The organism is Massilia brevitalea, from assembly GCF_030711405.1.
Lineage (GTDB): Bacteria > Pseudomonadota > Gammaproteobacteria > Burkholderiales > Burkholderiaceae_D > Telluria > Telluria brevitalea.
The window spans coordinates 1-25,275 of the sequence record NZ_JAULSI010000008.1; the positions used below are offsets into that span (position 1 = coordinate 1).

General features: G+C 65.8%; 18 protein-coding genes and 1 pseudogene. 6 read left to right on the forward strand and 13 right to left on the reverse strand.

Features of this window, described 5'->3' with window-relative positions; translation table 11 throughout:
* Nucleotides 1-306 precede the first annotated feature (306 nt).
* Complete coding sequence (gene mnmH, locus QWL29_RS06485) at nt 307-1,362, reverse strand: tRNA 2-selenouridine(34) synthase MnmH (protein ID WP_305822069.1); 1,056 nt, start codon at nt 1,360-1,362, stop codon at nt 307-309.
* Nucleotides 1,363-1,382: 20 nt separating this feature from the next.
* Nucleotides 1,383-2,009: an arylesterase gene (locus tag QWL29_RS06490; RefSeq protein ID WP_305822070.1), complete on the reverse strand. Its 627-nt coding sequence runs from the start codon at nt 2,007-2,009 to the stop codon at nt 1,383-1,385.
* Between QWL29_RS06490 and QWL29_RS06495 the strand changes: the two genes are divergently transcribed.
* Nucleotides 2,008-2,724, forward strand: coding sequence for an ABC transporter ATP-binding protein (locus QWL29_RS06495; protein ID WP_305822071.1), 717 nt, complete (start codon nt 2,008-2,010; stop codon nt 2,722-2,724). The genes QWL29_RS06490 and QWL29_RS06495 overlap by 2 nt on opposite strands.
* A 317-nt stretch (nt 2,725-3,041) precedes the next feature.
* Here the strand turns inward: QWL29_RS06495 and QWL29_RS06500 are convergent, their stop codons facing one another.
* The gene (locus QWL29_RS06500) at nt 3,042-4,544 is read right to left on the reverse strand and encodes an NAD(P)H-hydrate dehydratase (protein ID WP_305822072.1); all 1,503 of its coding nucleotides are present in this window, start codon (nt 4,542-4,544) and stop codon (nt 3,042-3,044) included.
* A gap of 93 nt (nt 4,545-4,637) precedes the next feature.
* Here QWL29_RS06500 and QWL29_RS06505 point away from each other — a divergent pair.
* A pseudogene (locus QWL29_RS06505) lies at nt 4,638-8,238 on the forward strand (hydantoinase B/oxoprolinase family protein).
* 203 nt (nt 8,239-8,441) lie between these two features.
* Here the strand turns inward: QWL29_RS06505 and QWL29_RS06510 are convergent.
* Nucleotides 8,442-10,082 carry a tetratricopeptide repeat protein gene (locus tag QWL29_RS06510; protein ID WP_305822073.1) on the reverse strand — a complete coding sequence of 547 codons (1,641 nt, stop codon included), beginning with the start codon at nt 10,080-10,082 and terminating at the stop codon, nt 8,442-8,444.
* Nucleotides 10,083-10,250: 168 nt separating this feature from the next.
* Here QWL29_RS06510 and purL point away from each other — a divergent pair, with 168 nt between their 5' ends.
* Entirely contained in the window at nt 10,251-14,276 is a 4,026-nt protein-coding gene (gene purL / locus QWL29_RS06515; protein ID WP_305822074.1) for a phosphoribosylformylglycinamidine synthase, read from the forward strand.
* Between the two features lie 245 nt (nt 14,277-14,521).
* Here the strand turns inward: purL and QWL29_RS06520 are convergent, their stop codons facing one another.
* The 6 genes from QWL29_RS06520 to QWL29_RS06545 all read right to left on the reverse strand — a co-directional run bounded on the left by QWL29_RS06520 (nt 14,522) and on the right by QWL29_RS06545 (nt 19,283).
* The gene (locus tag QWL29_RS06520) at nt 14,522-15,298 is read right to left on the reverse strand and encodes a peptidylprolyl isomerase (protein WP_305822075.1); all 777 of its coding nucleotides are present in this window, start codon (nt 15,296-15,298) and stop codon (nt 14,522-14,524) included.
* A gap of 92 nt (nt 15,299-15,390) precedes the next feature.
* The gene (locus QWL29_RS06525; protein WP_305822076.1) at nt 15,391-16,173 is read right to left on the reverse strand and encodes a peptidylprolyl isomerase; all 783 of its coding nucleotides are present in this window, start codon (nt 16,171-16,173) and stop codon (nt 15,391-15,393) included.
* Between the two features lie 134 nt (nt 16,174-16,307).
* Nucleotides 16,308-16,595, reverse strand: coding sequence for a BolA family protein (locus QWL29_RS06530; protein WP_305822077.1), 288 nt, complete (start codon nt 16,593-16,595; stop codon nt 16,308-16,310).
* Complete coding sequence (locus tag QWL29_RS06535) at nt 16,592-17,224, reverse strand: septation protein A (protein WP_305822078.1); 633 nt, start codon at nt 17,222-17,224, stop codon at nt 16,592-16,594. Before QWL29_RS06535 ends, QWL29_RS06530 begins: the two co-directional genes overlap by 4 nt.
* 54 nt (nt 17,225-17,278) lie before the next feature.
* Nucleotides 17,279-17,674 (reverse strand): peptide-methionine (R)-S-oxide reductase MsrB, encoded by a 396-nt coding sequence (gene msrB, locus QWL29_RS06540; protein WP_305822079.1) that lies wholly within the window; start codon nt 17,672-17,674, stop codon nt 17,279-17,281.
* Between the two features lie 106 nt (nt 17,675-17,780).
* The gene (locus QWL29_RS06545; protein WP_308635006.1) at nt 17,781-19,283 is read right to left on the reverse strand and encodes a protein adenylyltransferase SelO; all 1,503 of its coding nucleotides are present in this window, start codon (nt 19,281-19,283) and stop codon (nt 17,781-17,783) included.
* Between the two features lie 209 nt (nt 19,284-19,492).
* Between QWL29_RS06545 and QWL29_RS06550 the strand changes: the two genes are divergently transcribed.
* Nucleotides 19,493-21,145 carry a 3-(methylthio)propionyl-CoA ligase gene (locus QWL29_RS06550; protein ID WP_305822080.1) on the forward strand — a complete coding sequence of 551 codons (1,653 nt, stop codon included), beginning with the start codon at nt 19,493-19,495 and terminating at the stop codon, nt 21,143-21,145.
* 290 nt (nt 21,146-21,435) lie between these two features.
* Complete coding sequence (locus QWL29_RS26750; RefSeq protein WP_305822081.1) at nt 21,436-21,999, forward strand: PEP-CTERM sorting domain-containing protein; 564 nt, start codon at nt 21,436-21,438, stop codon at nt 21,997-21,999.
* Nucleotides 22,000-22,063: 64 nt separating this feature from the next.
* Here the strand turns inward: QWL29_RS26750 and QWL29_RS06560 are convergent, their stop codons facing one another.
* A complete protein-coding gene (locus QWL29_RS06560) occupies nt 22,064-22,279 on the reverse strand; it encodes a hypothetical protein (RefSeq protein WP_305822082.1) in 216 nt (71 codons plus the stop codon).
* Nucleotides 22,280-22,426: 147 nt separating this feature from the next.
* On the opposite strand from QWL29_RS06560, the gene QWL29_RS06565 reads away from it, so the two are divergent.
* A complete protein-coding gene (locus tag QWL29_RS06565) occupies nt 22,427-23,947 on the forward strand; it encodes a CYTH and CHAD domain-containing protein (protein ID WP_305822083.1) in 1,521 nt (506 codons plus the stop codon).
* Nucleotides 23,948-23,993: 46 nt separating this feature from the next.
* Here QWL29_RS06565 and QWL29_RS06570 read toward each other — a convergent pair whose 3' ends face one another.
* Together QWL29_RS06570 and QWL29_RS06575 are read right to left on the reverse strand one after the other, a co-directional pair.
* Nucleotides 23,994-24,392: a hypothetical protein gene (locus QWL29_RS06570; RefSeq protein WP_305822084.1), complete on the reverse strand. Its 399-nt coding sequence runs from the start codon at nt 24,390-24,392 to the stop codon at nt 23,994-23,996.
* Between the two features lie 106 nt (nt 24,393-24,498).
* Complete coding sequence (locus QWL29_RS06575) at nt 24,499-25,266, reverse strand: hypothetical protein (RefSeq protein ID WP_305822085.1); 768 nt, start codon at nt 25,264-25,266, stop codon at nt 24,499-24,501.
* Between the last annotated feature and the right edge of the window lie 9 nt (nt 25,267-25,275).

Below are 25,275 nucleotides of genomic sequence, written 5' to 3' on the forward strand. Positions count from 1 at the left end.
AGGGTGGAGTCCATCACATTAGGGTGGGCACTCCGTGCCCACGCGAAAGCATGCACGGTGTTAGCCGATAACGATGAAGCGAGGGCCGCGTAATGGCAAACGTCCCAGAAGCGCATTGTTAGCCCATCATTCGAGTCGGCGTCCCGGAGCGAACAGTCATCGCTGCGGAGTAGCGGATCAGCACGTAACCGCGTGGGCACGGAGTGCCCACCGTACGGTCAAGGCCGCGTGCCATCGTGACGCCGTATGTGATCGTTTCCCGCGGACCAGCTTCAGCTGCATGCCACCGTCAGCGGCACGCTGAAATCAAGCCGCGTGCAGGCTCCTCGCCGCACGCACGAAATCCTCCTGCGCAATATCCGGCAACTCCAGCACCTGCGCCCTTGCATACTCCGTGAAATTCCGGTCGATCGAGCGCAGGTAGGCTGGGTCGTAATGGTCCACCAGCAGTTGATCGACCAGCTCCGGCATGGCGCCGGCAGTCGCCAGCGCATGCCAGGCATCGATCTTCGCTCGCCCATGCAGTTGCACGAGATGATCGAGCTGGCCGTTCAGCGCATCGGCATCCTGTGCAAAGTGTTCGTAGTCTTCCATCAGCAGCCGCACCCGGTTCGGGCGCGACAATTCTACCGCGATGCAGGGCGAGGCACGCATGCGCGCCATCACGGCGTCGGGCACACGCAGGTTGCCGACCTTTTTACTTTCAGACTCGACGAACACCGGTTGGTTCGGATCGAAGTGACGTAGTTTGTTCCAGATCTGGCTTTCGAACATTTTCTGGGTCGGTTGCGGTTCGTGCGGCAGGTGGCCTAGGACCGAGCCGCGGTGGGCGGCCAGGCGTTCCAGGTCCAGCACCTGGGCGCCGACGCGCTCCAGGGTTTCCAGCAGGCGGCTCTTGCCGCTGCCGGTGGTGCCGCAGATCACGCGGAAGTCCACTTCCGGCGGATTCTCGAGCGCCGTGCTCACCTGGGCCCGGTAAGCCTTGTAGCCGCCTTCCAGCTGCACCACCGGCCAGCCGATCTTGGCCAGGATATGCGCCATCGAGCCGCTGCGGTTGCCGCCGCGCCAGCAGTACACCAGCGGCTTCCATTCGCGCGGCTTGTCGGCGAACAGTTGCTCGATGTGGCGCGCGATATTCGCCGCCACGATCGGCGCGCCGAGCTTCTTCGCCTCGAACGCGCCGACCTGCTTGTACAGCGTGCCGACCCGGATACGCTCTTCGTTGTTCAGCACCGGGCAATTGATCGCGCCCGGAATGTGGTCGAGCGCGAACTCGCCTTCGCTGCGGGCGTCGATGATGGCATCGAAGCTGTCGAGTTCGGGCAGGATGTCGGCGAAAGGCAGTACGGCAGGGTATTTCATCGTCGGGGAACGGATTCCGGTTATCGTTGTCGGATCAGGCTGGAGAAGGTCGGCCAGATGGTATTCAGGATGATGGGGTGGGCCTGGGCGTTCGGGTGCAGGCGGTCGGCCTGGAACAGCGCCGGCTTGTCGGCCACGCCTTCCAGCATGAAGGGAACCAGCGGCGCCTTCAAGTCCTTCGACAGGGTGCCGTACATGCCGAAGAAGCGTTCGGTGTAGGCGCGGCCATAGTTTGGCGGCATGCGCATGCCGATCAGCATGACCTTCGCATCCTGCTGTTGCGAGAGCGTGACCATCTGGCGCAGGTTGGCCTCGGCCGAGGCCACCGGCAGGCCGCGCAGGCCGTCGTTGGCGCCCAGTTCGATGACCACGATCTGCGGCTTGTGGGCGGTGAGCAGGGCCGGCAGGCGCGCCCGCCCGCCGCTGGTGGTCTCGCCGCTGATGCTGGCGTTGACGATGCGCGCGTCGATCTTTTCGGCTTTCAGTTTCTGTTCGAGCAGGGCGACCCAGCCCGCGCCGCGCGTCAGGCCATATTCGGCCGACAGGCTATCGCCCACCACCAGCACGGTTTTTGGTGCAGAATAAGCGCTCGCTGATGCAGCCAGCATGAGCAAACCGACAGACAATTTCTTGAGACGAGCAAGCATGCGTGATAATCCCGAGGCTTTCAAAAATGACGTATCCGCCGCAGCGGGGCGACCGGCCGCCATCGAGGTGACCGGGTTGTCCAAGCGGGTGGCGGACGCCAGCGGCGAACTCACCATCCTGCATGGCATCGATTTTACCGTGGGAGCGGCCGAGACGCTCGCGCTCGTCGGCGCATCGGGTTCAGGAAAGTCGACCCTGCTTGGCCTGCTGGCCGGCCTGGATACGCCGAGCGACGGCAAGGTGCTGCTCGATGGCACCGATATCTTTGCCCTGGACGAGGATGGGCGTGCGGCGTTTCGCAAGGCCAAGCTGGGGTTCGTGTTCCAGTCGTTCCAGTTGCTGGCCCATTTGAATGCGGTCGAGAACGTGATGCTGCCGCTGGAATTGCGCGGCGATGACAACGCGCGCGCCAAGGCGGAGGCGATGCTGGGGCGCGTGGGGCTGTCTAGCCGGCTGAAGCATTATCCGAAGTATTTGTCGGGTGGGGAACAGCAGCGCGTGGCCCTGGCGCGTGCGTTCGTCACCGAACCGCCGCTGCTGTTTGCCGACGAGCCGACCGGCAGCCTGGATGCGGCGACGGGGGAGGCGGTGATCGGGTTGATGTTCGAACTGAACCGCGAGCGGGGGTCGACGCTGGTGCTGGTCACGCACGATCCGGCGATGGCGGCGCGTTGTGGGCGCACTCTGACCATTGCGGCGGGGCGCCTGGCTTGATTTCGCCCGCGACCCCTGCGTGGGTGCGCCGTTGTAGGGTGGGCATTCGTAGTGCTGGCATTTAGCCAGCCCTACTGCCCACGCGGTCTGACCGCCGGCATTCCGGGTAACGTGTGGGTATGCCACGGTACGACCGCGTGGGCTCGAGAGCCCACCCTACAACGGCCCGGCGTTCCGGTAACGTGTGGGTATGCCACGGTACGACCGCGTGGGCAGTAGGGCTGGCTAAATGCCAGCACTACGAATGCCCACCCACAACGGCCCGGCGTTCCGGTAATGGTGGGGGATGCCACGGTACGACCGCGGCGCACGAGCGCCTAGCGCGTGACCAGGCCGTTCAACACCTTCCTGATCGCGGCCGGCAGCTCGCCGGCCGTCAAGCCGATCGGCCCGACGCCATCGGCCACCAGCTGGTCCGCCGCGGCGCCGTGCATCCACACTGCACCCACGGCCGCTTCCCACGCCGGCCAGCCCTGCGCCAGCAGCGCCCCCACGACGCCCGCCAGCACGTCGCCGGTGCCGCCTGTCGCCAAGCCCGGGTTCCCGGTCGGATTCACCGCCAGCGCCCCATCCGGCGCCGCCAGCACGGTGCCCGATCCCTTCAGCACCACGACCGCATGCAGGCGCTTCGCCAGCGTGCGCGCCGAGCCCAGGCGGTCGGCCTGCACCTCGCCCGCGGACACCCCCAGCAGCCGCGCCGCTTCCAGCGGGTGCGGCGTGATCACCGTCGCCGCCACGCGCCTGGCCACGCGCGCCTGCAGGTCGGTGCTGGCGGACACCAGGTTCAAGCCGTCGGCATCGATCACCACCGGCGCGGCCGCGTCGATCCCGTGCCCGAGCACGCGCATGGCCTCGAGCGCGTCGCCCATGCCCGGCCCCAGCACCAGGGTGCGGCCATCGATATCGAAATCGTGCGTGGTGCGGAACATCAGTTCCGGCTGCATGCTGTCGTAGCCCGGCCCGACATCCACCGTGGCCACGAACACGCGTCCGGCGCCGGCGTGCAGCGCGCCGCGTCCGGCCAGCACGGCGGCCCCACACATGCCGTGCGCGCCGCCGACGATCGCCACGTCGCCGAAGCTCCCCTTGTGCGTGTTCTGGCGGCGCGGCGCCAGCTGCGCTGCGAACAGGGCAGGCGCGGAAACCAATGCTGCTGGCGGCGGGTACAGCGCAGGCGCGATGCCGAGGTCGGCCACCACGACCTGGCCTGCGTGGTCGCGCCCGCAGGCGGTGTGCAGGCCGGGCTTGTCGCCGATGAAGGTGATGGTGTGGGTGGCGCGTACGGCGACGCCGCCTTCGCCCACCGGCACGCCGGTGTCGGCATCCAGGCCGCTCGGCACGTCCAGCGCCAGCACCGGGCAGCGCACGTCGGACAGCGCGGTGACCAGTTCCGGGTAGCGGCCCACCAGGTTGCGCGCCAGGCCGATGCCGAACAGGCCGTCGACCACCAGCGACCAATCGCGCGTGTCGGGGGCGACGTCGGCAAAGTTGGCGCGGCTGGCGCGGGCGCGCGCCAGGGCCTGGGCGGCTTCCGGCGAGGGCTGGCCGGTGGGGGCGAAGTAGAGCACCACCACGTCGAGGCCGTCCTCGCCCAGGTTGGCGGCCAGCTCCAGGGCGTCGCCGCCGTTGTTGCCGGGGCCGGCCAGGACCAGCACCGGGCGGGCTTTCGCTTCGCCCACGAGTTGCAGCGCCAGGTCGGCGGCGGCGCGGCCTGCGCGCGTCATCAGCGTGCCGGTTTCCAGTTCCTGCATCGCCGCCTCTTCGACCGCGCGGATCTGCGCGACGCTGTAAAGCTTGCCGCTGTAAAGCTTGTTATCCATTTATCTTCTCTTGAATGTCCTTGCCCGCATTGTGCCTGATCCTGGCGCGACGGCGGCTACAATAGGGAAAAGACAACCTGCATGGAGACACACATGGATTGGCAGTTCTGGATCGACCGCGGCGGCACCTTCACCGACATCGTGGCGCGCCGCCCGGATGGGCAGCTGGTGACGCACAAACTCCTGTCCGAGAATCCGGAACAGTACCGCGACGCGGCGGTGGCCGGCATCCGCCACCTGCTCGGCGTCGCTGCCGGCGCGGCGCTGCCAGCCGCCCAGGTCGAGGCGGTGAAGATGGGCACCACGGTCGCTACCAACGCGCTGTTGGAGCGCAAGGGCGAGCCGACCGCGCTGGCCATCACGCGCGGTTTCCGCGACGCGCTGCGCATCGCCTACCAGAACCGTCCGCGCCTGTTCGACCGCCACATCGTGCTGCCCGAGCTGCTGTATTCGCACGTGGTCGAGATCGACGAACGCATCGGCGCGCACGGCGAAGTCGTGCAGCCGCTGGACGAAGCGGCGGCGCGCGCCGGCCTGCAGGCTGCGTATGACCAGGGGCTGCGCGCACTGGCGATCGTCTTCATGCACGGCTACCGCTACACGGCGCACGAAGCCGAGGTGGCGCGCATCGCACGCGAGATCGGCTTCACGCAAGTCTCCGCCTCGCACGCAACCAGTCCGATGATGAAGCTGGTCGCGCGCGGCGACACCACCGTGGTCGACGCCTATTTGTCGCCGATCCTGCGCCGCTACGTCGACCAGGTGGCCTCCGAGCTGCCGGGCGTGAACCTGCAGTTCATGCAATCGAACGGCGGCCTGACCGATGCGCGCGCCTTCCAGGGCAAGGACAGCATCTTGTCCGGGCCGGCCGGCGGCATCGTCGGCATGGTGCGCGCGAGCCGCCTGGCCGGCTTCGAGAAGATCATCGGCTTCGACATGGGCGGCACCTCGACCGACGTTTCGCATTACGCCGGCGAGTTTGAACGCGTGTTCGAGACCCAGGTGGCCGGCGTGCGCATGCGCGCGCCGATGATGAGCATTCACACGGTGGCGGCAGGCGGCGGCTCGATCCTGCACTTCGACGGCAGCCGCTACCGCGTCGGCCCCGACAGCGCGGGCGCGAATCCCGGCCCGGCCAGCTACCGGCGCGGCGGGCCGCTGGCGGTCACCGACTGCAACGTCATGCTCGGCAAGATCCAGCCTGCGCACTTCCCGAAGCTGTTCGGGCCGAATGCCGACGAAGCGCTCGATGTCGACGCCGTGCGCGCGCGCTTTGCCGACATGGCCGGGCAGATCTTCGCCGCCACCGGCGACCGGCGCACGCCCGAGCAGGTGGCCGAAGGCTTCATCCAGATCGCAGTGGGGAACATGGCGAATGCGATCAAGCAGATCTCGGTGCAGCGCGGGCATGACGTGACCGAATACGCGCTGACCAGCTTCGGCGGCGCCGGCGGCCAGCATGCCTGCCTGGTGGCCGATGCGCTTGGCATGAAGACGGTCTTCATCCACAGCCTGGCCGGCGTGCTGTCGGCCTATGGCATGGGCCTGGCCGACCAGAGCGCGATGCGCGAGCAGGCGGTCGAGGAAAAGCTGGGCGCGGCCAGCGACACGGCACTGGACGCGCGCCTGGATGCGCTGGCCGAAGCCGCACGCGGCGAGCTGCTGGCGCAGGGCGTGGGCGCCGAACGCATCGACGTGATCCGGCGCGTGCACTTGCGCTACGAAGGCACGGATTCGGCGCTGGTGGTCGACTTCGGCGCGGTCGAGGCAATGCAGGCGCAGTTCGAAGCAGCCTACAAGAAGCGCTTCTCGTTCCTGATGCCGTCACGCGCGCTGGTGGTGGAGGCGGTGTCGGTGGAAGCATTGGGCCGCTCGGAGGCGCCGCCCGAGACCATCGCAGAAAGCGCACCGCGCCAGGATGCATTGCGCGCGTCGGAACGCGTGCGCATGTTCGGCAACGGCGAATGGGTCGATGCCGGCATCTACCGCCGCGCCGACATCGGGCCGGGCGATGTCATCAAGGGCCCGGCCATCGTCGCCGAGGACAACGCCACCACGGTGGTGGAAGCCGGTTGGCAGGCCGAGGTCACGCTCTACAAGCATCTCGTGCTCACGCGCGTGGAAGCGTTGCCCGAGCGGCGCGCGATCGGCACCACGGCCGACCCGGTGATGCTGGAGATCTTCAACAAATTTGTTCATGTCGATCGCCGAGCAGATGGGCCTGCGCCTGCAGAACACGGCCTATTCGGTGAACATCAAGGAGCGCCTCGACTTCAGCTGCGCGATCTTCGATGCCGACGGCAACCTGGTGGCGAACGCGCCGCACATGCCGGTACACCTGGGTTCGATGGGAGAATCGATCAAGACCGTCATGCGAGAGAATGCTGGCCGCATGCGCGCCGGCGACGTCTACGTGCTGAACGATCCCTACAACGGCGGCACCCATTTGCCCGATGTAACGGTGATCTCGCCGGTGTTCGACGCAGCAGGCCAGGACATCCTGTTCTACGTCGGCTCGCGCGGCCACCATGCGGACATCGGCGGCACCACGCCGGGTTCGATGCCGCCGGACTCGCACCACATCGAGCAGGAGGGCGTCCTGATCGACAATTTCAAGCTGGTCGACGGGTTTGACGGCGTGCTGCGCGAGGCCGAGGCGCGCGCGCTGCTGACTGGCGCACGCTACCCGGCGCGCAACCCGGACCAGAACATGGCCGATTTGCGCGCCCAGGTGGCGGCGAACCAGAAGGGCGTCGAGGAGCTGCACCGCATGGTGGCCCATTTCGGCCTGGATGTCGTACGCGCCTACATGGGCCACGTGCAGGACAATGCCGAGGAAGCCGTGCGGCGCGTGATCGGGGCGCTGAAGGATGGCGCGTTCACGCTGGAGCTGGACAATGGCGCCCACATCGACGTGGCGATCCGCGTCGACCGCGCAGCACGCAGCGCCGAGATCGATTTCACGGGCACCTCGGCCCAGCTGGACAACAATTTCAATGCTCCCTCGGCGGTGTGCATGGCGGCGGTGCTGTATGTGTTCCGCACCCTGGTCGAGGACGAGATACCGCTGAACGGCGGCTGCCTGAAACCGCTGAAGGTAATCATTCCGCCGGGCTCGATGCTCAATCCGCATTATCCGGCCTCGGTGGTGTCGGGGAACGTCGAGACCTCGACCTGCATCACAAACGCGCTGTACGGCGCGCTGGGCGTGATGGCGGCTTCGCAGGGGACGATGAACAACTTCACCTTCGGGAATGCGAAGTACCAGTACTACGAAACGATTTCCGGCGGCAGCGGGGCGGGTGAGGATTTCGATGGGACCGATGTGGTGCAGACCAACATGACCAACTCGCGCCTGACCGATTCGGAGATCCTGGAATTCCGCTTCCCGGTGCGGCTGGAGAGCTATGCGATCCGCGCCGGGTCCGGCGGGGCGGGGCGGTGGACGGGCGGGAATGGCGGGGTAAGGAAGGTGCGCTTCCTGGAGCCGATGACGGTGGCGATTTTGTCGAACAACCGGGTGTATGCGCCGTTCGGCATGGGGGGCGGGGAGCAGGCGGCACGTGGCGTCAACAGCGTGGTGCGCGCCGACGGCAGCGTCGAGCAGGTTGGGCACATCGGCAAGGTCGAGATGGCGGCGGGCGACATGTTCGTGATCGAGACGCCGGGTGGGGGCGGGTACGGCAGCGTGTAAGGCGGCCGTGGGCGTATCCCGTAGGGTGGGCCGGCCGCGCCAGGCTCTCCGTGCCCACGCGGTTACGTGCGTATCCTTTTGCGGTGTGACTCCGTTCAGCGATACGAGCGACACCTCGCTGCACGTGTCCGGTGCGAGAGCACGTAACCGCGTGGGCACGGGGTGCCCACCGTACGGGTGGCGCTGCGGGCCAAACGGACGCATTACGACGAAATACCGTACTTCCGCCGCATCGCCATGTACTCGTCCGTCAATGGCCCCAGCCTCGGATGCTGGGCATCCACCGCGCGGATATTCTCCAGCTGCGCAAAGCACAGCTCCCCCAACGGGTGATCCCACCCCAGCTCGTTGATCTGGCGAAGCACCCCGCCCGCCGCCGCGATCATCACCTGCAGATTCCCCGGCGCCATGCGCAGCGCTTCGAGCAAAGTCTGGACCGCGCCGCGCACGTCGCCCATGTTGCGCTTTTCGTCGGCCACGCCGAGCAGGATCTGGGCTTGCGCCTTGAGCTGCTGGCCCATGCCATCAAGCAGGTCGCGGCGGCCGGCGTCGGCGAACAGCTGCAGCGCGCCGGCGGTGCTCATGCCGGCGGCAGGATCGTTCACTACCGTCATCATCACCTCCTGCGCCTGGCCATCGAGCCGGTGCCCCAGGCAGGAACGCACCAGGCCCAGGCGCAGCGCCGGCGACAGGCCGCTGCTGGCGCGCACCGCCGTCACCGCCGTGTGCAGATCGTTCAGTGCCGCCGGGCGATTACCGGCCGCGTCGTGCACGGCCGCGTTGGCGATCGCCAGGCAGGCGTCGGTCTCCGGGCTGGCGCGCAGCGAGCGTTCCAGGTCGCGCACCACGCCGGTTGCCTGCGGCAGGTCGCCGCGTTTGACCAGGGCCTTGACCAGTTTCACGTGGTCTTCGGGGTCGCGGAATTCCGAGTAGCGCGCCTTGCTCACCACCTGTTTGAGCGCGCGCTCCGCCGCCGCCGCGTCGCCGGCTTCCAGCGCCACTTCGCCGAGTTTGCGCAGGCGCCGCACCAGGTGCGGCGACAAATTCACGGCTTCTTCCAGGATCTTCTGGGCCTGGGCGTGGGCGCCGGCCGCCTCGTTGCAGCGCGCCAGCAAATCGTAGGCGCCCATCAGCTGCGGGTGGGCCGCGACCAGCATTTGCAGGGTATCGCGTGCTTCGTCGACGCGGCCCTGCGCGAACTGCGCGCGCGCCAGGCCCAGGCCGGCCCAGCCCAGCGGCTTGAAGGCCAGCACCTTGCGGTAGATCTGCTCGGCCTCGCCGTGCTCCTTGAGCTGCACGTGCAGCTCGGCGCGCAGGCGTGCGAAGTCGAGCGCGTGGCGGGTGTGGTGAAGCTCGGCCGCGGCGGCGCTGCGGATCGCTTCATGCAGGTTGTTCTGCGCCACCAGCTGCCAGGTCGGCTGGAACACGGCGCGCCGCTCCAGCGCACGGGCGATGCGCGCGCCCAGGGTTTCGGCGGTAAACGGTTTCAGCACGTAGTCGGTGGGCGAAAGTTCGGCCGCGCTGACTACCTTGCCGTGCACCGCTTCCGAGGTCAGCATGATGAAGATCGCCCACGGCGCGATCAGGCGGTGGTGGCGCAGGTCTTCCAGCAGTTGCTGGCCGTCCTGGCCGTCGCCGGCGCCGCCGCTGCTGGCGCCGCCGAGGTCGTATTCGCAGAGGATGATGTCGTAGGCGCGGCGCGTCAGCTGGCGGATCGCGGTGCCGGCATTGATCGCGTACTCGACCTTGCTGATGCTGGCGGCATTGAGCATGTTCTGCAGGTTGCTGCGCATGCCAGGATTGGGGTCGATGACCAGTACCGACAGCTTGCTGTTGTCTTGCATGTGTTCTCTTTCGTTGCTCCGGTGCGGACGCTTCAAACGCTACAATACCGGCAAGGGAAGGGCGCGGCAACTGGCAGTCTGCCACGGGGCGCGGCGAGGCTGGTCTACCCTGTATAATAGCGGGCTATCTTCCACCCGCAGCCACGCTGCATCAACCGACTTCCAGCCATGTTGATTCTGCCGGGTTCCAACGCCCTTTCGGTATTTCGTAGCCAACGTCTCCTGAACCAGCTGCAAGCAGTCGCTCCCGCGATTGCCTCGGTCCAGGCTCGCTTCTACCACTTCATCGACGCCAGCGCACCGCTGTCCACTGCGGACACCGAGCGTTTGACGGCCATGCTCACCTACGGCGAGCCTGTGCCCGAGACCCTGTACGAGGGCGCCGTCGAAGAGTTCTTCGTGATTCCGCGCCTGGGCACGATCTCGCCCTGGGCCTCGAAAGCAACCGACATCGCGCACAACTGCGGCATGTCGCACGTGCACCGCATCGAGCGCGGCGTGGCGTACAAGGTGGTCCTCAAGAGCGGCATCCTCGGCAGCAGCATCGGCGCCCCGAAGAAGCTGGACGCCGCCGCCATCGCCGCCGTAGCAGACCTGCTGCACGACCGCATGACGGAGAGCGTCCTGCGCAGCGCCGACGATGCCGTGCGCCTGTTCGACGAACTGCCGGGCAAGGGCCTGGAATCGATCGACGTGCTGGGCCAGGGCCGCGACGCCCTGGTGCGCGCGAACGTCGAACTTGGCCTGGCGATGTCGGATGACGAGATCGACTACCTGGACGAGGCCTTCACCAGGGCCCGGCGCAATCCAACGGATGTGGAACTGATGATGTTCGCCCAGGCGAACTCGGAACACTGCCGCCACAAGATCTTCAACGCCGACTGGATCATCGACGGCGTGAAGCAGGACAAGTCGCTGTTCGGCATGATCAAGAACACGCACCAGCTGCAGCCGAAGGGGACGATTGTCGCCTACAGCGACAACTCCTCGATCATGGAAGGGACGACGGTTACGCGCTTCTTCCCGCGCGAAGATGGCGAGTACGCGACCCTGAGCGAACTGACCCACACGCTGATGAAGGTCGAAACCCACAACCACCCGACCGCGATCTCGCCGTTCCCGGGCGCCTCCACCGGCGCCGGCGGCGAAATCCGCGACGAGGGCGCCACCGGTCGCGGCGCCAAGCCGAAGGCGGGCCTGACCGGCTTCACGGTCTCGAACCTGAACCTGCCGGATGCCCGGCGCGCCTGGGAGAATGCGGCCGACGTTACCACTGCCGGCGATAAAGCGGATGCACCTGTCTACGGCAAGCCGGACCGCATCGCTTCGCCGCTGCAGATCATGATCGACGGCCCGCTCGGCGGCGCCGCCTTCAGCAACGAATTCGGCCGTCCGGTCCTGGGCGGCTACTTCCGCACCTACGAGCAGAACGCGCAGGCGGCGGGCGGCGTGTACGGCTACCACAAGCCGATCATGATCGCTGGCGGCATCGGCAACATCTCGGACCAGCATACGCACAAGAACGACATCCCGCCGGGCAGCCTGCTGATCCAGCTGGGCGGCCCCGGCATGCGCATCGGCATGGGCGGCTCGGCCGCCTCGTCGATGGCCACCGGCACCAACACCGCCGACCTCGACTTCGACTCGGTCCAGCGCGGCAACCCGGAGATGGAGCGCCGTGCCCAGGAGGTGATCAACGGCTGCTGGCAGCTGGGCGCGGACAACCCGATCATCTCGATCCACGACGTTGGCGCCGGCGGACTGTCGAACGCCTTCCCGGAAATCGTGAACGACGCCAGGCGCGGCGCGACTTTTGATTTGCGCAAGATCCAGCTCGAGGAGTCGGGCATGGCGCCGAAGGAGATCTGGTCGAACGAATCGCAGGAACGCTATGTGCTGGCGATTGCGCCGGAGAGCCTGGCCAGGTTTGCATCGCTGTGCGAACGCGAACGGGCGCCGTTCGCCGTGATCGGCGTCGCCACCGAGGAACGCCAGTTGCGCGTGGTCGATGACGAGGCTGGCAACAACCCGGTCGACATGCCAATGGAAGTCCTGCTCGGCAAACCGCCGAAGATGCTGCGCAATGTCGAGCACGTGGGGCGCAAGCTGCCGGCCGTCGACCTGACCGGCATCGACCTGGTCGAAGCGGCGCAGCGCGTGCTGCTGCTGCCGACCGTCGCCGACAAATCCTTCCTGATCACCATCGGCGACCGCAGCGTCGGCGCCATGACTGCGCGCGACCAGATGGTCGGCCCGTGGCAGGTGCCGGTGGCCGACTGCGCCGTCACCGTGATGAGCCACGAGGGCTACGTGGGCGAGGCGATGGCGATGGGCGAGCGCACGCCGCTGGCCGTGATCGACGCCGCCGCATCGGGCCGCATGGCCGTGGGCGAAGCGATCACGAATATCGCCGCCGCACCGATCGGCTCGATCGAAGACATCAAGTTGTCCGCCAACTGGATGGCCGCCTGCGGCCAGCCGGGCCAGGACGCGGCCCTGTTCGATACCGTGAAAGCGGTGGGCATGGAGCTGTGCCCGGCGCTGGGCATCAGCATCCCGGTCGGCAAGGATTCGCTGTCGATGCGCACCACCTGGAACGACGAGGGTGAAGCCAAGTCGGTGATTTCCCCGGTGTCGCTGATCGTGTCGAGCTTCGCGCCGGTGCCGGACGTGCGCCGCACGCTGACGCCGCAACTGCGCACGGACCTGGGCGAGACCGCCCTGATCCTGATCGACCTGGGTCGCGGCAAGAATCGCATGGGCGCTTCCGCACTGGCCCAAGTTACCCAGCAGCTGGGCGACGCGGTGCCGGACGTCGATTCGCCAGAAGACCTGAAGGCCTTCTTTGCCGCGGTCCAGCGCCTGAACGCGGACGGCAAGCTGCTCGCCTACCACGACCGTTCCGACGGCGGCTTGTTCGCCACCCTGTGCGAGATGGCCTTTGCCGGCCGCGCCGGCGTGTCGGTGAATCTCGACATTCTCACCATGGAAGGCGAGCACGCCTCCGACTGGGGCGACGCCAAGAACTGGGCCACGCAAGTGGGCGAGCGCCGCAACGAAATGACGTTGCGCGCGCTGTTCTCGGAAGAGCTGGGCGCCGTGGTGCAGGTGCGTCACGATGACAAGAGCGCGGTCATGAACGTGCTGCGCGAACTGAACCTCGGCGCCTGCAGCCACATCATCGGCAAAGTGAATGACCGCGGCGTGGTCGAGTTCACGCGCGACGCCAAGGTGATCTACCACGAGAAGCGCAGCAGCCTGCACCGCCTGTGGTCCGATACCAGCTGGCGCCTCGCGCGCCTGCGCGACAACCCGGACTGCGCCGACCAGGAATACGAGCGCCTGCTGGACGAAACCGATCCGGGCTTCACGCCGAAGATCGCTTTCGACATGAACGAGAACGTGGCGGCGCCGTTCATCGCAACGGGCGTGCGTCCGCGCGTGGCCATCCTGCGCGAGCAGGGCGTGAACTCGCACATCGAGACCGCGTTTGCCATGTACCAGGCCGGCTTCAATGCGGTCGACGTACACATGAGCGATTTGATCGCCGGCCGCGTCAAGCTCGACGACTTCAAGGGCGTGATCGCAGTGGGCGGCTTCTCCTACGGCGACGTGCTGGGCGCGGGCGAGGGCTGGGCCAAGACCATCCTCTTCAACGAACAGTTGGCCGAGCAGTTCGCACGCTTCTTCGCGCGCCAGGATACCTTCGGCCTGGGCGTGTGCAACGGTTGCCAGATGCTGGCCAACCTGAAGCCGATCATCCCCGGCGCGCAGGCCTGGCCGAAGTTCACGCGGAATAAATCGGAGCAGTTCGAGGCACGCTTCGGCATGGTCGAAGTGCTGGAGTCGCCGTCGATCTTCTTCCAGGGCATGGCCGGCACGCAGGCGCCGCTGGCGATCGCCCACGGCGAAGGCTTTGCCGACTTCTCGCTGACCGGCGATATCTCGCAGGTGGTGCAGTCGCTGCGCTACGTCGACAACCGCGGCCAGGCCACCGAGCAGTATCCGTTCAACCCGAACGGCTCGCCGGGCGGCCTGACGGCGGTAACCACCCCGGACGGCCGCTTCACGGCCATGATGCCGCACGCCGAGCGCGTGTTCCGCACCGTGGTGCATTCGTGGGCGCCGGAGAGCTACGGCGAGGATGGCCCGTGGATGCGCATGTTCCGCAATGCGCGCAAGTGGGTGGGTTGATCGGCGCTTGGCGTAGAACGCAGACATGAGAACGCCTCCTTCGGGAGGCGTTTTTGTTTGGACACGAATGTGGCGGGTGATGTAGGGTGGGTTCTCGAACCCACCGGTTTCATCGGTCGATCATCGGCAAAACGTCGCGCATGCATGCGTCGCCGTCCGGTGGGTTCGAGAACCCACCCTACAAAAAAGGCGCTTCCGTGGAAGCGCCTTTTCTTGTTTCAGCCGATGATCTCAGCCAGCCAGGATTACTGCACCTTGGCCTTCTTCAGCAGCGACTCGCGGAACTCGGCCAGCTTCTTCTGCTGCAGCGATTCTGCAACCTGTTGCTTGACCTGGTCCAGCGGCGGGACCTGCACCGGACGCACGTCTTCCAGCTTGATGATGTGGAAGCCGAACTGGGTCTTCACCGGGGTGTCGGTGATCGCGCCTTTTTGCAGCGAGGTCATGGCTTTCGAGAACTCGGGAACGAAGCCGCGCGGGTCGGCCCAGCCCAGGTCGCCGCCGTTCTGGGCGGTGCCGTCCTTGCTCTGCTTGGCCAGTTCTTCGAACTTGGCGCCGCCTTTGAGCTTGGTGATGATGGCCTTGGCGTCTTCTTCCTTCTCGACCAGGATGTGGCGGGCGTGGTATTCCTTCTCCGGCGCCTGGGCCTTGGCCTTGTCGTACTCGGCCTTGATCTCGGCGTCCTTGACCGGGTTTTTCTTGACGTAGTCGGCCAGCATCGCGTTGATGATGATGCTCTGGCGGGCATTGTCGACCGCTGCCTTGACGTCGGCACGGCCGCCGACGCCTTGCTTGTCGGCTTCCTGGATCAGGACTTCACGGCCGATCAGTTCCTTCTTGACCATGTCGCGCAGCTGCGGCGAATCCGTGGCACGGCCTTGGGCGACGATCTGCTTGACCGCCTGGTCAACCTTTGCCGCCGGGATCGGCTTGCCATTCACGGTGGCGGCGTTCTGTGCGAACACAGGCGCGGCGATCAGAGCGGTCATGGCGAGCAACAGGCGGGTGGGCTTCAAAATCATTGTTCGGATCCTATAAAAACGCGATAAAGTCGCCCGCTGGCGACGAAACCCGGCGCGTTACCCAAAGAGCGGCGCGCCGGAGGCACAACATCTTACTGTACCTTTGCCTTCTTGACCATTTCCTCCTGATAGGAGGCGAGTTTGGTCTGGGTCAGGCTTTCGGCGATCTGCGACTTGATTTCTTCCATTGCCGGAACTTTCACGGCGCGGGTGTCGTCGACCTTGATCACGTGGAAACCGGCGCCCGTTTTCACCGGGGTTTCGGTCACGCCGCCTTTTTGCAGCTTGGTGAAGCCGGCTGCGAATTCCGGCGGGAAGGCGGCCGGGCTAGCCCAGTCGAGGTCGCCGCCGTTGTTGGCCGAACCGGTGTCCTTGCTTTGCTTTGCCAGCTCTTCGAACTTGGCGCCGCCCTTGATCTTGGCGATGACGGCTTTCGCTTCGTCTTCGGTGGCCAGCAGGATGTGGCGCACGTGGTATTCCTTTTCCGCGGCCTGGGTCTTGGCGAAGCGGTCGTACTCGGCCTTGATCTCGGCGTCGGTCACCGGGTTCTTGGCGATGTAGTCGCGCGCCAGCTGGCTGACGACGATGGCCTGGCGGGCATTGTCGAGGGCCAGCTTGACTTCCGGCTTCTTGTCGTAGCCTTGCTTGATCGCTTCCTGCATCAGTACTTCGCGTTCGATCAGCTGCTTCTTGATCATGTCGCGCGTTTGCGGCGAATCTTCGCCCTGGCCCTGGGCCACGACTTGCTTCACGATCGCGTCCACGCGCGAGGTCGGGATGGGCTTGCCGTTGACGACGGCGAGGTTCTGGGCGAATGCGGGTGCTGCGATAACGGCGATCAGGGCTAACAGCAGTTGCGCTGGCTTAAAAGTCATTATGGTGTTCCTGTGGGAGGGGAGTTGCTTGGACGGAGTTCTGATTAATTCTTTTGCAGAGCAATTCAATTGTGCGAGAGATTTCTTAAGCTATGCTGAACTTGGCCTCAGTCCGTGTCCAGCATGCTTTCCGACTACAGCTCGGAGGGCGCCAGGGCAGTGATTGCCAGGGCGTGGATCTCGGCTTTCATCATATCGTGCACGGCATCATACACCAGTCGATGGCGCATGACGAGTCTTAGTCCCTCGAAGCGTTCGGAGACGATGCGCACGCTGTAATGACCACCGCCCGAGGCGGCGCCGGCGTGTCCTGCATGCAGGTGCGAATCGTCGCCGACGGCGAGGTCGAGCGGGTTCAGGGCTTCGGTCAGGTGCGCTTCGATGCGCTCCACCCGGGTGTCGACGCGGTTATCGAGACTCATGCTTCCTCCTGTGGAACGTGTTTTACCAGCATCATGGCCTGGCCGACCGAGAACAGGAAGAAAATCGCGGTCATGCCGAAGACCTTGAAGTTCACCCAGGCGTTGGTGTCGTTCTTGAAGACCATGAAGGCCATCACCAGGTTCAGGGCGCCCAGGAAGAACAGGAAACCCATCCACTGGAAGCCAACGCGCGGCCAGATGGCTTCCGGCAGCGGCAGCGCTTCGTGCATCACCTTGCGCATCAAATTGTTCTTCAGGAAGACCTGGCTGACGAACAGGGCCGCCGCGAAGATCCAGTACAGCATGGTCGGCTTCCACTTGATGAAGGTCTCGTCGTGGAAATAGATGGTGGCGCCGCCGAACACCACGATCACGAAGAAGGACACCCAGAGCATGGTGTCGACCTTGCGCCGGCGAATCAGCAAATAGCCCACCTGGAGCACGGTGGCGATGATGCCGACCACGGTGGCGAGCATGATCGGCGCCTGGCTGGCGATGATCTTGCCGCCCGAGACCAGGCCGCCGAGGTAGGTCTCGGCGAGGGCGACTGCAGCCGCCTCGTTGCCGGTGCCGTATTTATAAACCGCGAAGAACAATATCAGCGGAAAGAAGTCGAACAAGAATTTCATGGGGCTCCAGGTAAAGCTTGGGGTAATGCTTTGTATGAAGGCGCAGGGCCGGGCTTACAGCGGCTTGAAGCTGAGCGAGGCCGAGTTGATGCAGTAGCGCAGGCCGGTCGGCGGCGGGCCGTCCGGGAACACGTGGCCGAGGTGGGCGTCGCACACGGCGCAGATGATCTCGGTGCGCACCATGCCGTGGGTGCGGTCGACCTTCTCGATCACGTTGTCCGGGTCGAGCGCCTTGAAATAGCTGGGCCAGCCGCAGCCGGACTCGAACTTGGCGTCGGACTCGAACAGCGGGGTGTTGCAGCAGACGCAGGTATAGATGCCGTGCTCGTGGTGGTCCCAGAATTTGCCGGTGAAGGCACGCTCGGTGGCGGCGTGGCGCGTCACCTGGTATTCGATCGGGTCGAGCTGGGTACGCCATTCGGCGTCGGTCTTGGTCACTTTATCGGTCATGTCGGTCTTTCTTTTCAAAGCCTGCGCACAGGACGCAGTGTAGGCATGCAGTATAAACACTCGGCAGTATAAGCATGCGGCAGGATCAGCGTGTAAAACAAGGAAATCACGAGGAACAGCTGACTTCGAGATGCGCGGCCCAGTCGGGCGGCAGCGCCGCATAGGCATCGTGCTCGGGCTGCTCGTCGTAGGGCTGCTCGAGGATGGCCAGCAGTTTGCTCACTTCGCTGAAGTCGCCGTTCTGTGCCCGTTCGATCGCCCCCTGGGCCAGATAGTTTCGCAGGATGTACTTAGGGTTGACGCGGTTCATGGCGGCGCGGCGCGTGGCATCCTGGCTGCCTTCGGCGCGCAGGCGCTCGCGGTAGCGCAGGGCCCAGTCGTCGAAGGCGGCGCGGTCGATGAACAGGTCGCGTATCGTTTCCTCGCTGCCGGGCTCGTCGACTTTCAGGTCGGCCAGGCGCCGGAACAGCAGGGTGAAGTCGACGTGGCTGGCCTGCATGATGGTAAACAGGCCGTCGATCAGGGCGCGGTCGCCCTCGCGCGTCTCCGCCAGGCCGAACTTGGCGTGCAGCAGCAGGTCCAGGTGGCGTTCGAATTCCGGCATGTAGACGTCCAGCGCTTCCTGGGCCGCTTCCACGGTCTCGATCAGCGGCAGCAAGGCATTCCCCAGCGCGTAGCAGTTCCAGTGGCCGATCGCGACCTGGTTCGCATACGAATAGCGTCCGCCCTGGTCGGTGTGGTTGCAGATGTGGTTGACGTCGAAGGCTTCCATGAAGCCGAAGGGACCATAGTCCAGCGTCAGGCCGAGGATCGACATGTTGTCGGTGTTCATTACGCCATGCATGAAGCCGACCGCCTGCCAACCCGCGATCATGCGCGCGGTACGGCGCGTGACTTCGGCCAGCAGGGCAGCGTAGGGATTCGCAGCGCCACGCAAGTCGGCATAGAAGGTATCGATCACGTAATCGGCCAGGGTGCGCAATTCTTCCGGCTTGTCGCGGTAGTGCCAGTGTTCGAAGGAACCGAAGCGCACGAAACTCGGCGCCATGCGCGTGACCACGGCCGCCGTTTCCAGCGACTCGCGCATCACGCGCTGGTTCGAGCCGGTAACGGCCAGGGCGCGCGTGGTCGGGATGCCGAGCGCAGCCATGGCTTCCGAGCACAGGAACTCGCGGATCGAGGAGCGCAGCACGGCGCGGCCATCGCCCATGCGCGAATACGGCGTCTTGCCGGCGCCTTTCAGCTGCAGTTCCATGCGTCCTTCCGGCCCCGGCACGTCGCCGAGCAGGATGGCTCGGCCATCGCCCAGCTGGCCGGCCCAGACGCCGAACTGGTGGCCGGAATACACGGCCGAGAGCGGCTGGGCGCCCTCCGGCACCGCGTTGCCAGTCAAGGCGGCCACGAAATCTTCCTGCGCCAGGGTCGCCGGGTCGAGACCGACCAGCGCGGCTGCGCGCGAACTGGCCGCGACGAAATACGGTGCCGGCATGGGCGTCGGCATCAGCCGCGTGTAGAACGCCGGGGGCAGGGCGGCAAAGCCGTTGCCGAAGGAGAGATCGTTGGGTGTAATGGCAGTTCCCTTACAAGGTGTTATCGACGGTGCGATCAAGATTCAGCGGAATTCTACCGTACCGGACAGATTCTATTCGCGCGCACCGCTTCCGCAAGCGCGCTTACATCCGATAACACTTCGCCATTGCCCGACATTGGTGCATATCTTGCTGGCTGCTGCGCCGCAGCATCGAAACATGTTGACGCGCTGCATCGAGCCGAATCACACTCGTTCGAGCTTGACAATCAGACCACAGGAGACGATCGATGACGCCGTACCCGAAGAGCCCGCTGATGGGCCAGATGATGGACCAGCCCCTGCTTATATCGAGCATCATCGAGTTCGCCGCTCGCCATTACGGCAACAACGAAATCGTATCGCGCCGCGTCGAAGGCGACATCCACCGCTATACCTACCGCGACTGCGAACAACGCGCCCGCCGCATGGCGCATGCGCTCACCGGCCTCGGCGTACAGATGGGCGACCGCGTCGCCACCCTGGCCTGGAACGGCTACCGCCACATGGAGCTTTACTATGCCGTGTCCGGCTCGGGCGCCGTGTTGCACACCATCAACCCGCGCCTGCATCCCGAGCAGATCGCCTACATCGTCAACCACGCCGAAGACCAGTACCTGTTCTTCGACCTGACGTTCCTGCCGCTGATCGAAGCGGTGGCGCCGCACTGCAAGACCGTGAAATCCTTCATCCTGATGAGCGACCGCGCCCATATGCCGCAGGAGACCAAGATTCCCAGCCTGCTGTGCTACGAGGACATCATTGCCTCCAGCAGCGACGACTACGTGTGGCCGCAGTTCGACGAAAACTCGGCCGCCTCGCTGTGCTACACCTCGGGCACGACCGGCAACCCGAAGGGCGTCCTGTATTCGCACCGCTCGACCCTGCTGCACGCCTACGCTTCGAGCATGCCGGGCGCGCTGAACGTGTCCTGCCTCGACACCGTGGTGCCGGTGGTGCCGATGTTCCACGTGAACGCCTGGGGCTTGCCATACTCGGTGCCGCTGTCGGGCGCCAAGATGGTGTTCCCGGGTGCGGCGCTGGACGGCAAGTCGCTGTACGAATTGTTCGAAGCAGAAAAAGTGACCTTCTCGGCCGGCGTGCCGACGGTCTGGCTGGGCCTGATCAACCATGCGCTGCAGAACAATCTGCAGTTCTCCACCTTCCGCCGCACCGTGATCGGCGGTTCGGCCTGCCCGCCGGCGATGATGGACACCCTGATCGACAAGCTCGACGTGCACGTGATCCACGGCTGGGGCATGACGGAAATGTCGCCGCTCGGCACCACTGGGGGCCTGCAGGCCAAGCATCGGGATTTGCCGAAGGGCGAGCAGCGCAAGATCCTGCAGAAGCAGGGTCACGCCATCTTCGGGGTCGACATGAAGATCGTCGGCGACGATGGCGAGGAACTGCCCTGGGATGGCGAGACCTATGGCCACCTGTATGTGAAGGGGCCGTGGATCGTGTCGGGCTACTTCCGCAACGAAGGCGGCGACGTGCTGAAGGATGGCTGGTTCCCGACCGGCGACGTGGCCACCATCGACGGCGACGGCTACATGCAGATCACCGACCGCAGCAAGGACGTCATCAAATCCGGCGGCGAGTGGATCGGCAGCATCGACCTGGAAAACGTGGCCATGGCCCACCCGGCCGTGCTGCAGGCGGCCTGCATCGGCGTGGCCCACCCGAAATGGGACGAGCGGCCCTTGCTGGTGGTGGTCAAGCGGCCAGGCCAGGAAGTATCGCGCGAGGAATTGCTGGGCTTCTTCGAGGGCAAGGTGGCAAAATGGTGGCTGCCGGACGACGTCGTGTTCACCGAAGCGCTGCCGATGGGCGCCACCGGCAAGATCCAGAAGAACCGCCTGCGCGACCAGTACCGGGAGCACAAGCTGCCGACGGCGTAAACGGCAACGGCGCGAGGATCGCTTGCGGACCAGGCTGCGACGACGTCGCTGCCTTGTCGGTGGTATTGACACTCTCCTGCACGTCACACATGACGAGCAGCGCAAGCGCAGCGTAATCAAGGACTTATGTCCGTGGCATGTTCCTTGCTGCGCCTTTGGCGCAGCCGATGCCCTGTGGCCGGCCGCACGGGTATTCGTCCAGACACCAATGGAGGGGAGGAAATATGTCGATTGCAAAGACGTTCCTGGCTGCGACGCTTGTCGCGGCGACGATCCAACCGGCATGGGCCGTGCGATTCACGGTCAACGACTACACGTCGAGTTCGATTACGTTCACGCTCGACGGCGAGATGCCCGGGGCCGACGGCACCGCACCGGCGCGCTTCCCGGACGAGATCGACATCCTGTACACCGGCACGCTCTGGTCCGGCAGTACCATGGACTACGCGTCCAACACCTTGAGCGCCGACCCGTTCGACGGTGCTGGCGGCTTGTGGTTCGGAAACACGGGCGGGTTTGGCGGCCAGACGACCTACTCCTGGCTCGGCTTCAATAACGACCTGACTGGACTCAGCGGTACAGGCAATGCCGTGACCCTGACCTGGGGTGGAACCGATTACCTGAACACCATGGGCACGGGCACCATCGCGCTTTACTGGGGCAACGTGTTCGAGGGTGCCGATCCCGACGGTATCAGGAATATCCTGCTCGGCAGTGTCAGGGTGGTCGACGGCCGTATTGTCGATGAGAACGAGGTACCCGAGCCGGCCAGCCTGGCCTTGTTCGGCGCCAGCCTGGCTGTCCTGGCCCTGACTCTGACCCACCCTGCGCGGCGCAGGCCGGCCCGGGCCTGATCTGGCCGGACAACTGTATCAGCCCGCAGCCTGCGGGCTTTTTCTTGCCGCGCACGGGTCGGCCTCAATTGCTGGACGATCCGATCTCGTCCGCCAGGATGTCTTCGATGACGCTGGCTTCGACATCCAGGGCTTTCAGGTATTCGACCGCGCTCGTGGTGCCGGCGTCGGCCTGGATGGCGCGCGCTGCCGCCACGGTGGCCTTGTCGGCAGCGCCTTCGCCAATGCCTTCCTGGTTGCCCGCGCCTTGCTCATCTGGTATCTCGTTCCTGGTTTTCACAGTGGTCCCCGTTCAGGTTGGAGCCACCAGTGTGACGCGTCATTATGACCACTGCATTACTGCGCCACCGATAGTTGTAAAGGCGCGGTGACCGTCCGTGCGCCTCATCCGTGACGCCTGTGCTGTACTGAAGGCAAAGGAGGACACATGGAAACTGAACTCAAGCTGAAAGTACCCGCAGACGAACTGGAACGCCTACGGCGCCATCCCATGCTGGCAGGACGTGCACTGGGCGACCCCGTCGAACACCATCTGGTCGACACCTATTACGACACACCGGAACGCGCGCTTTGGCAGGCCGGCTTGAGCCTGCGCGTGCGCGCCGACGGCGGGCGCTGGATCCAGACCGTCAAGACGGCGCATGAGGCCTCCGGCAGCCTGCACCGGCGCGGCGAATGGGAATGCGAACTGCCCGACGCCCATCCGCAGCCCGGTCTGCTGGCGGGCCAGGTGAAGCCGTCTGCGCTGGCCGAACTGCTGCGCAGCGCAGCAGTCGCGGCCGACCTGGCGCCGCTGTTCCAGAACACCACCCACCGCACCGCCTGGCGCATTGCGTCCGCCGAGGGCCAGGAACTCGCATGCGCACTGGACGCCGGCAGCATCGCCGCCGGAGATCGCCAGGCGTCGGTCGCGGAACTCGAACTCGAACTGAAAGAGGGCGATCCGGCCCAGCTGTTCCAGCTGGCGCTGGACCTGCACCATGCAGTGCCGCTGCAACTGGCGCTCGACAGCAAGGCCGCGCGCGGCTATGCACTGCTCGACGCCGCGCAGGCCCAGGTGCAGCGCGCCCACAAAGCGGCGCCGGTGCGCCTGCGCGGCAAGATGACGCTGGAGCAGGCATTCCTTGCCATTGGCGCGAATTGCCTGGCGCAACTGGAGTCGAACGTACCCGGCGTGCTCGAGCGCGACGTCGAGAGCCTGCACCAGATGCGCGTGGGCCTGCGCCGCCTGCGCGCCCTGGTCGCGATGTTCGAGAAACTGGTGCAGGCGCCCGCCGCCGTGCGCGAAGGCCTGGACTGGCTCTCGGGAGAACTCGGCGCCGCCCGCGACTGGGATGTATTGGCCGGTTCGACGCTGGAACGCATTGCCGGACTCGACCCGGCAAGCCTGCGCCAGGCCGCCGAAACCAAGGCCGAAGCCCACCACCGCCAGCTGGCGCAAACGCTGCGTGCGCCGCACTTTACGCAGGTGCTGCTGCAGGTGGGCGGCTGGCTGCACGGCCGGGCATGGCGCGCGGGCGACGGCCTGCCGAAAGACTCGCCGCTGGCCGCGCCGGCCGGGCGCGCCATGCGGCCGCTGCTGCGCAAGGCAGAGAAACGCCTCGACAAGCGCATTGCCGGTTTGGACCCGGCGGACGCCGAAGCGCGCCACCGCACCCGTATCGCCGCCAAGAAGGCGCGCTACGCCGCCGAGTGCTTCCAGGACCTGTTGCCGGCCAGGCGCGTGAAACCCTATGCCGGGCGGCTGTCGAAGCTGCAGGACAAGCTCGGCGTGCTGAACGACTACGCCGTCGCCGACCGCCTGCTGGACGAGCTGAAGGGCAGCAACGCCCAGGTGGCGCGCCAGGCGGCGTATGCGCGCGGTTTCCTGGCGGCGAGCACGGCGGCGCAGAGCGCCCGGCTGGGCAAGGCGCTGGCGTCGGTGGCCGGGAGGCGGATCAGCGGCTGACTGGCGCCAGCGCGTCCTTCCGCGCGCTTTTTTCACTAACCCCCGGTCAGCGTTTCAGGTGAGCGCCGGCATGGAGCCAGATCGCAAAGCAGGCCATGCAACCTTGTATCCCTAGCGCGAGGAAAAAGTCGGAAGGCAGGGTGTCCCAGGTATTCATGCGAACGATCTGCCAGGCAAAGGCGCCTATCCAGAGGGGCATGGCAAGCAGCAGCCATGTCGAGCGGATCAGGAAACAGATGCTGGTTGCCAGCCTCAGCAGCCATGGCAAGGCCATGAGCGCCGGGCCGCCCATCGTCTCGATCACGCCCATGTCGGTAAGCGTGGACCAGTTTGAGTGCAGTGTCCACGCGGTATAGGCCGAGCCCAGGATCAGGTAGAGCCCGATCAGCCAGCAGGCAATGAGCGGCCAGGAGAACGACGGGATGTTTTCTGTTTGATTGTGCATGTTCGCTGTCCATGGCCCGGGACCGTCGGCCCGATACGGGCGACGGCTGTGTCGGTCCAGTGTACGGACTTGTTGCCGATCTGGCAAGTGTGGCCCTTGCCAGGCCTTAGCGCCTGCCGGGCAACAAATGGCGGAAGGTCGGCTCGATGTGCAGCGCATGCAGGTGGCGCACGATGTCTTCCAGGGTCGCGTCCTTCAGCAACAAACCATCGGGCGTGGCGCTGCCTGGCGCCACCGGGATGGCCGCGGCATGCGCCGCCGAGCCCACCGAGCCCGCGGCGCTGGCGCTGCGCGACCGCAGGCGCACCAGGGCGGCGTCGAAGCGCGCGGCGTCGATGCTTTCCAGCCCTTCCAGGAAGGCGGCCTGGGCCGCTTGCGGCGGCGCGATCTCCAGCCCCGGCTCGCCGATGAAGGACGCGCCCATGCCGGGGTTGATGAAGGCGGTCCAGCGCCCGGTGTCGCGGTTCAGGCAGGGCGGCAGTTCGATCGGCGCGCCCAGCACCGGCTCGGTTTCCGGGAAATAGACCTGGCGCAGCAGTTCGACGAACTGGCCGGCTTCCAGCGAAGGCAGCGGGGTGGCCAGCGACAGCCACAGGCAAAAGCCTTCCTGGCTGGCGATACTCACGGCCGGGGCCGGCAAGTCGAGCTCGTCCTGCAGGGCGTTGGCGACCTCGCACAGCAAGGCCCAGTGGCGGCCTTCGGCGGCTTTCGGAATCCGGTGGAAGGGAATCGCGATGGTGCGGGTCAGGCCGTCGACGGTGGTGATGTCGGGCGGCAGGGTCTGCTGGCCGAGGATGTGGGCTTGCAGCGCTTCCTCGGTGACGACGCCTTGCGGCAGGTAGAGCCGCATCAGTTCCTGGATCAGCTTGAGCATGGGTTCCTT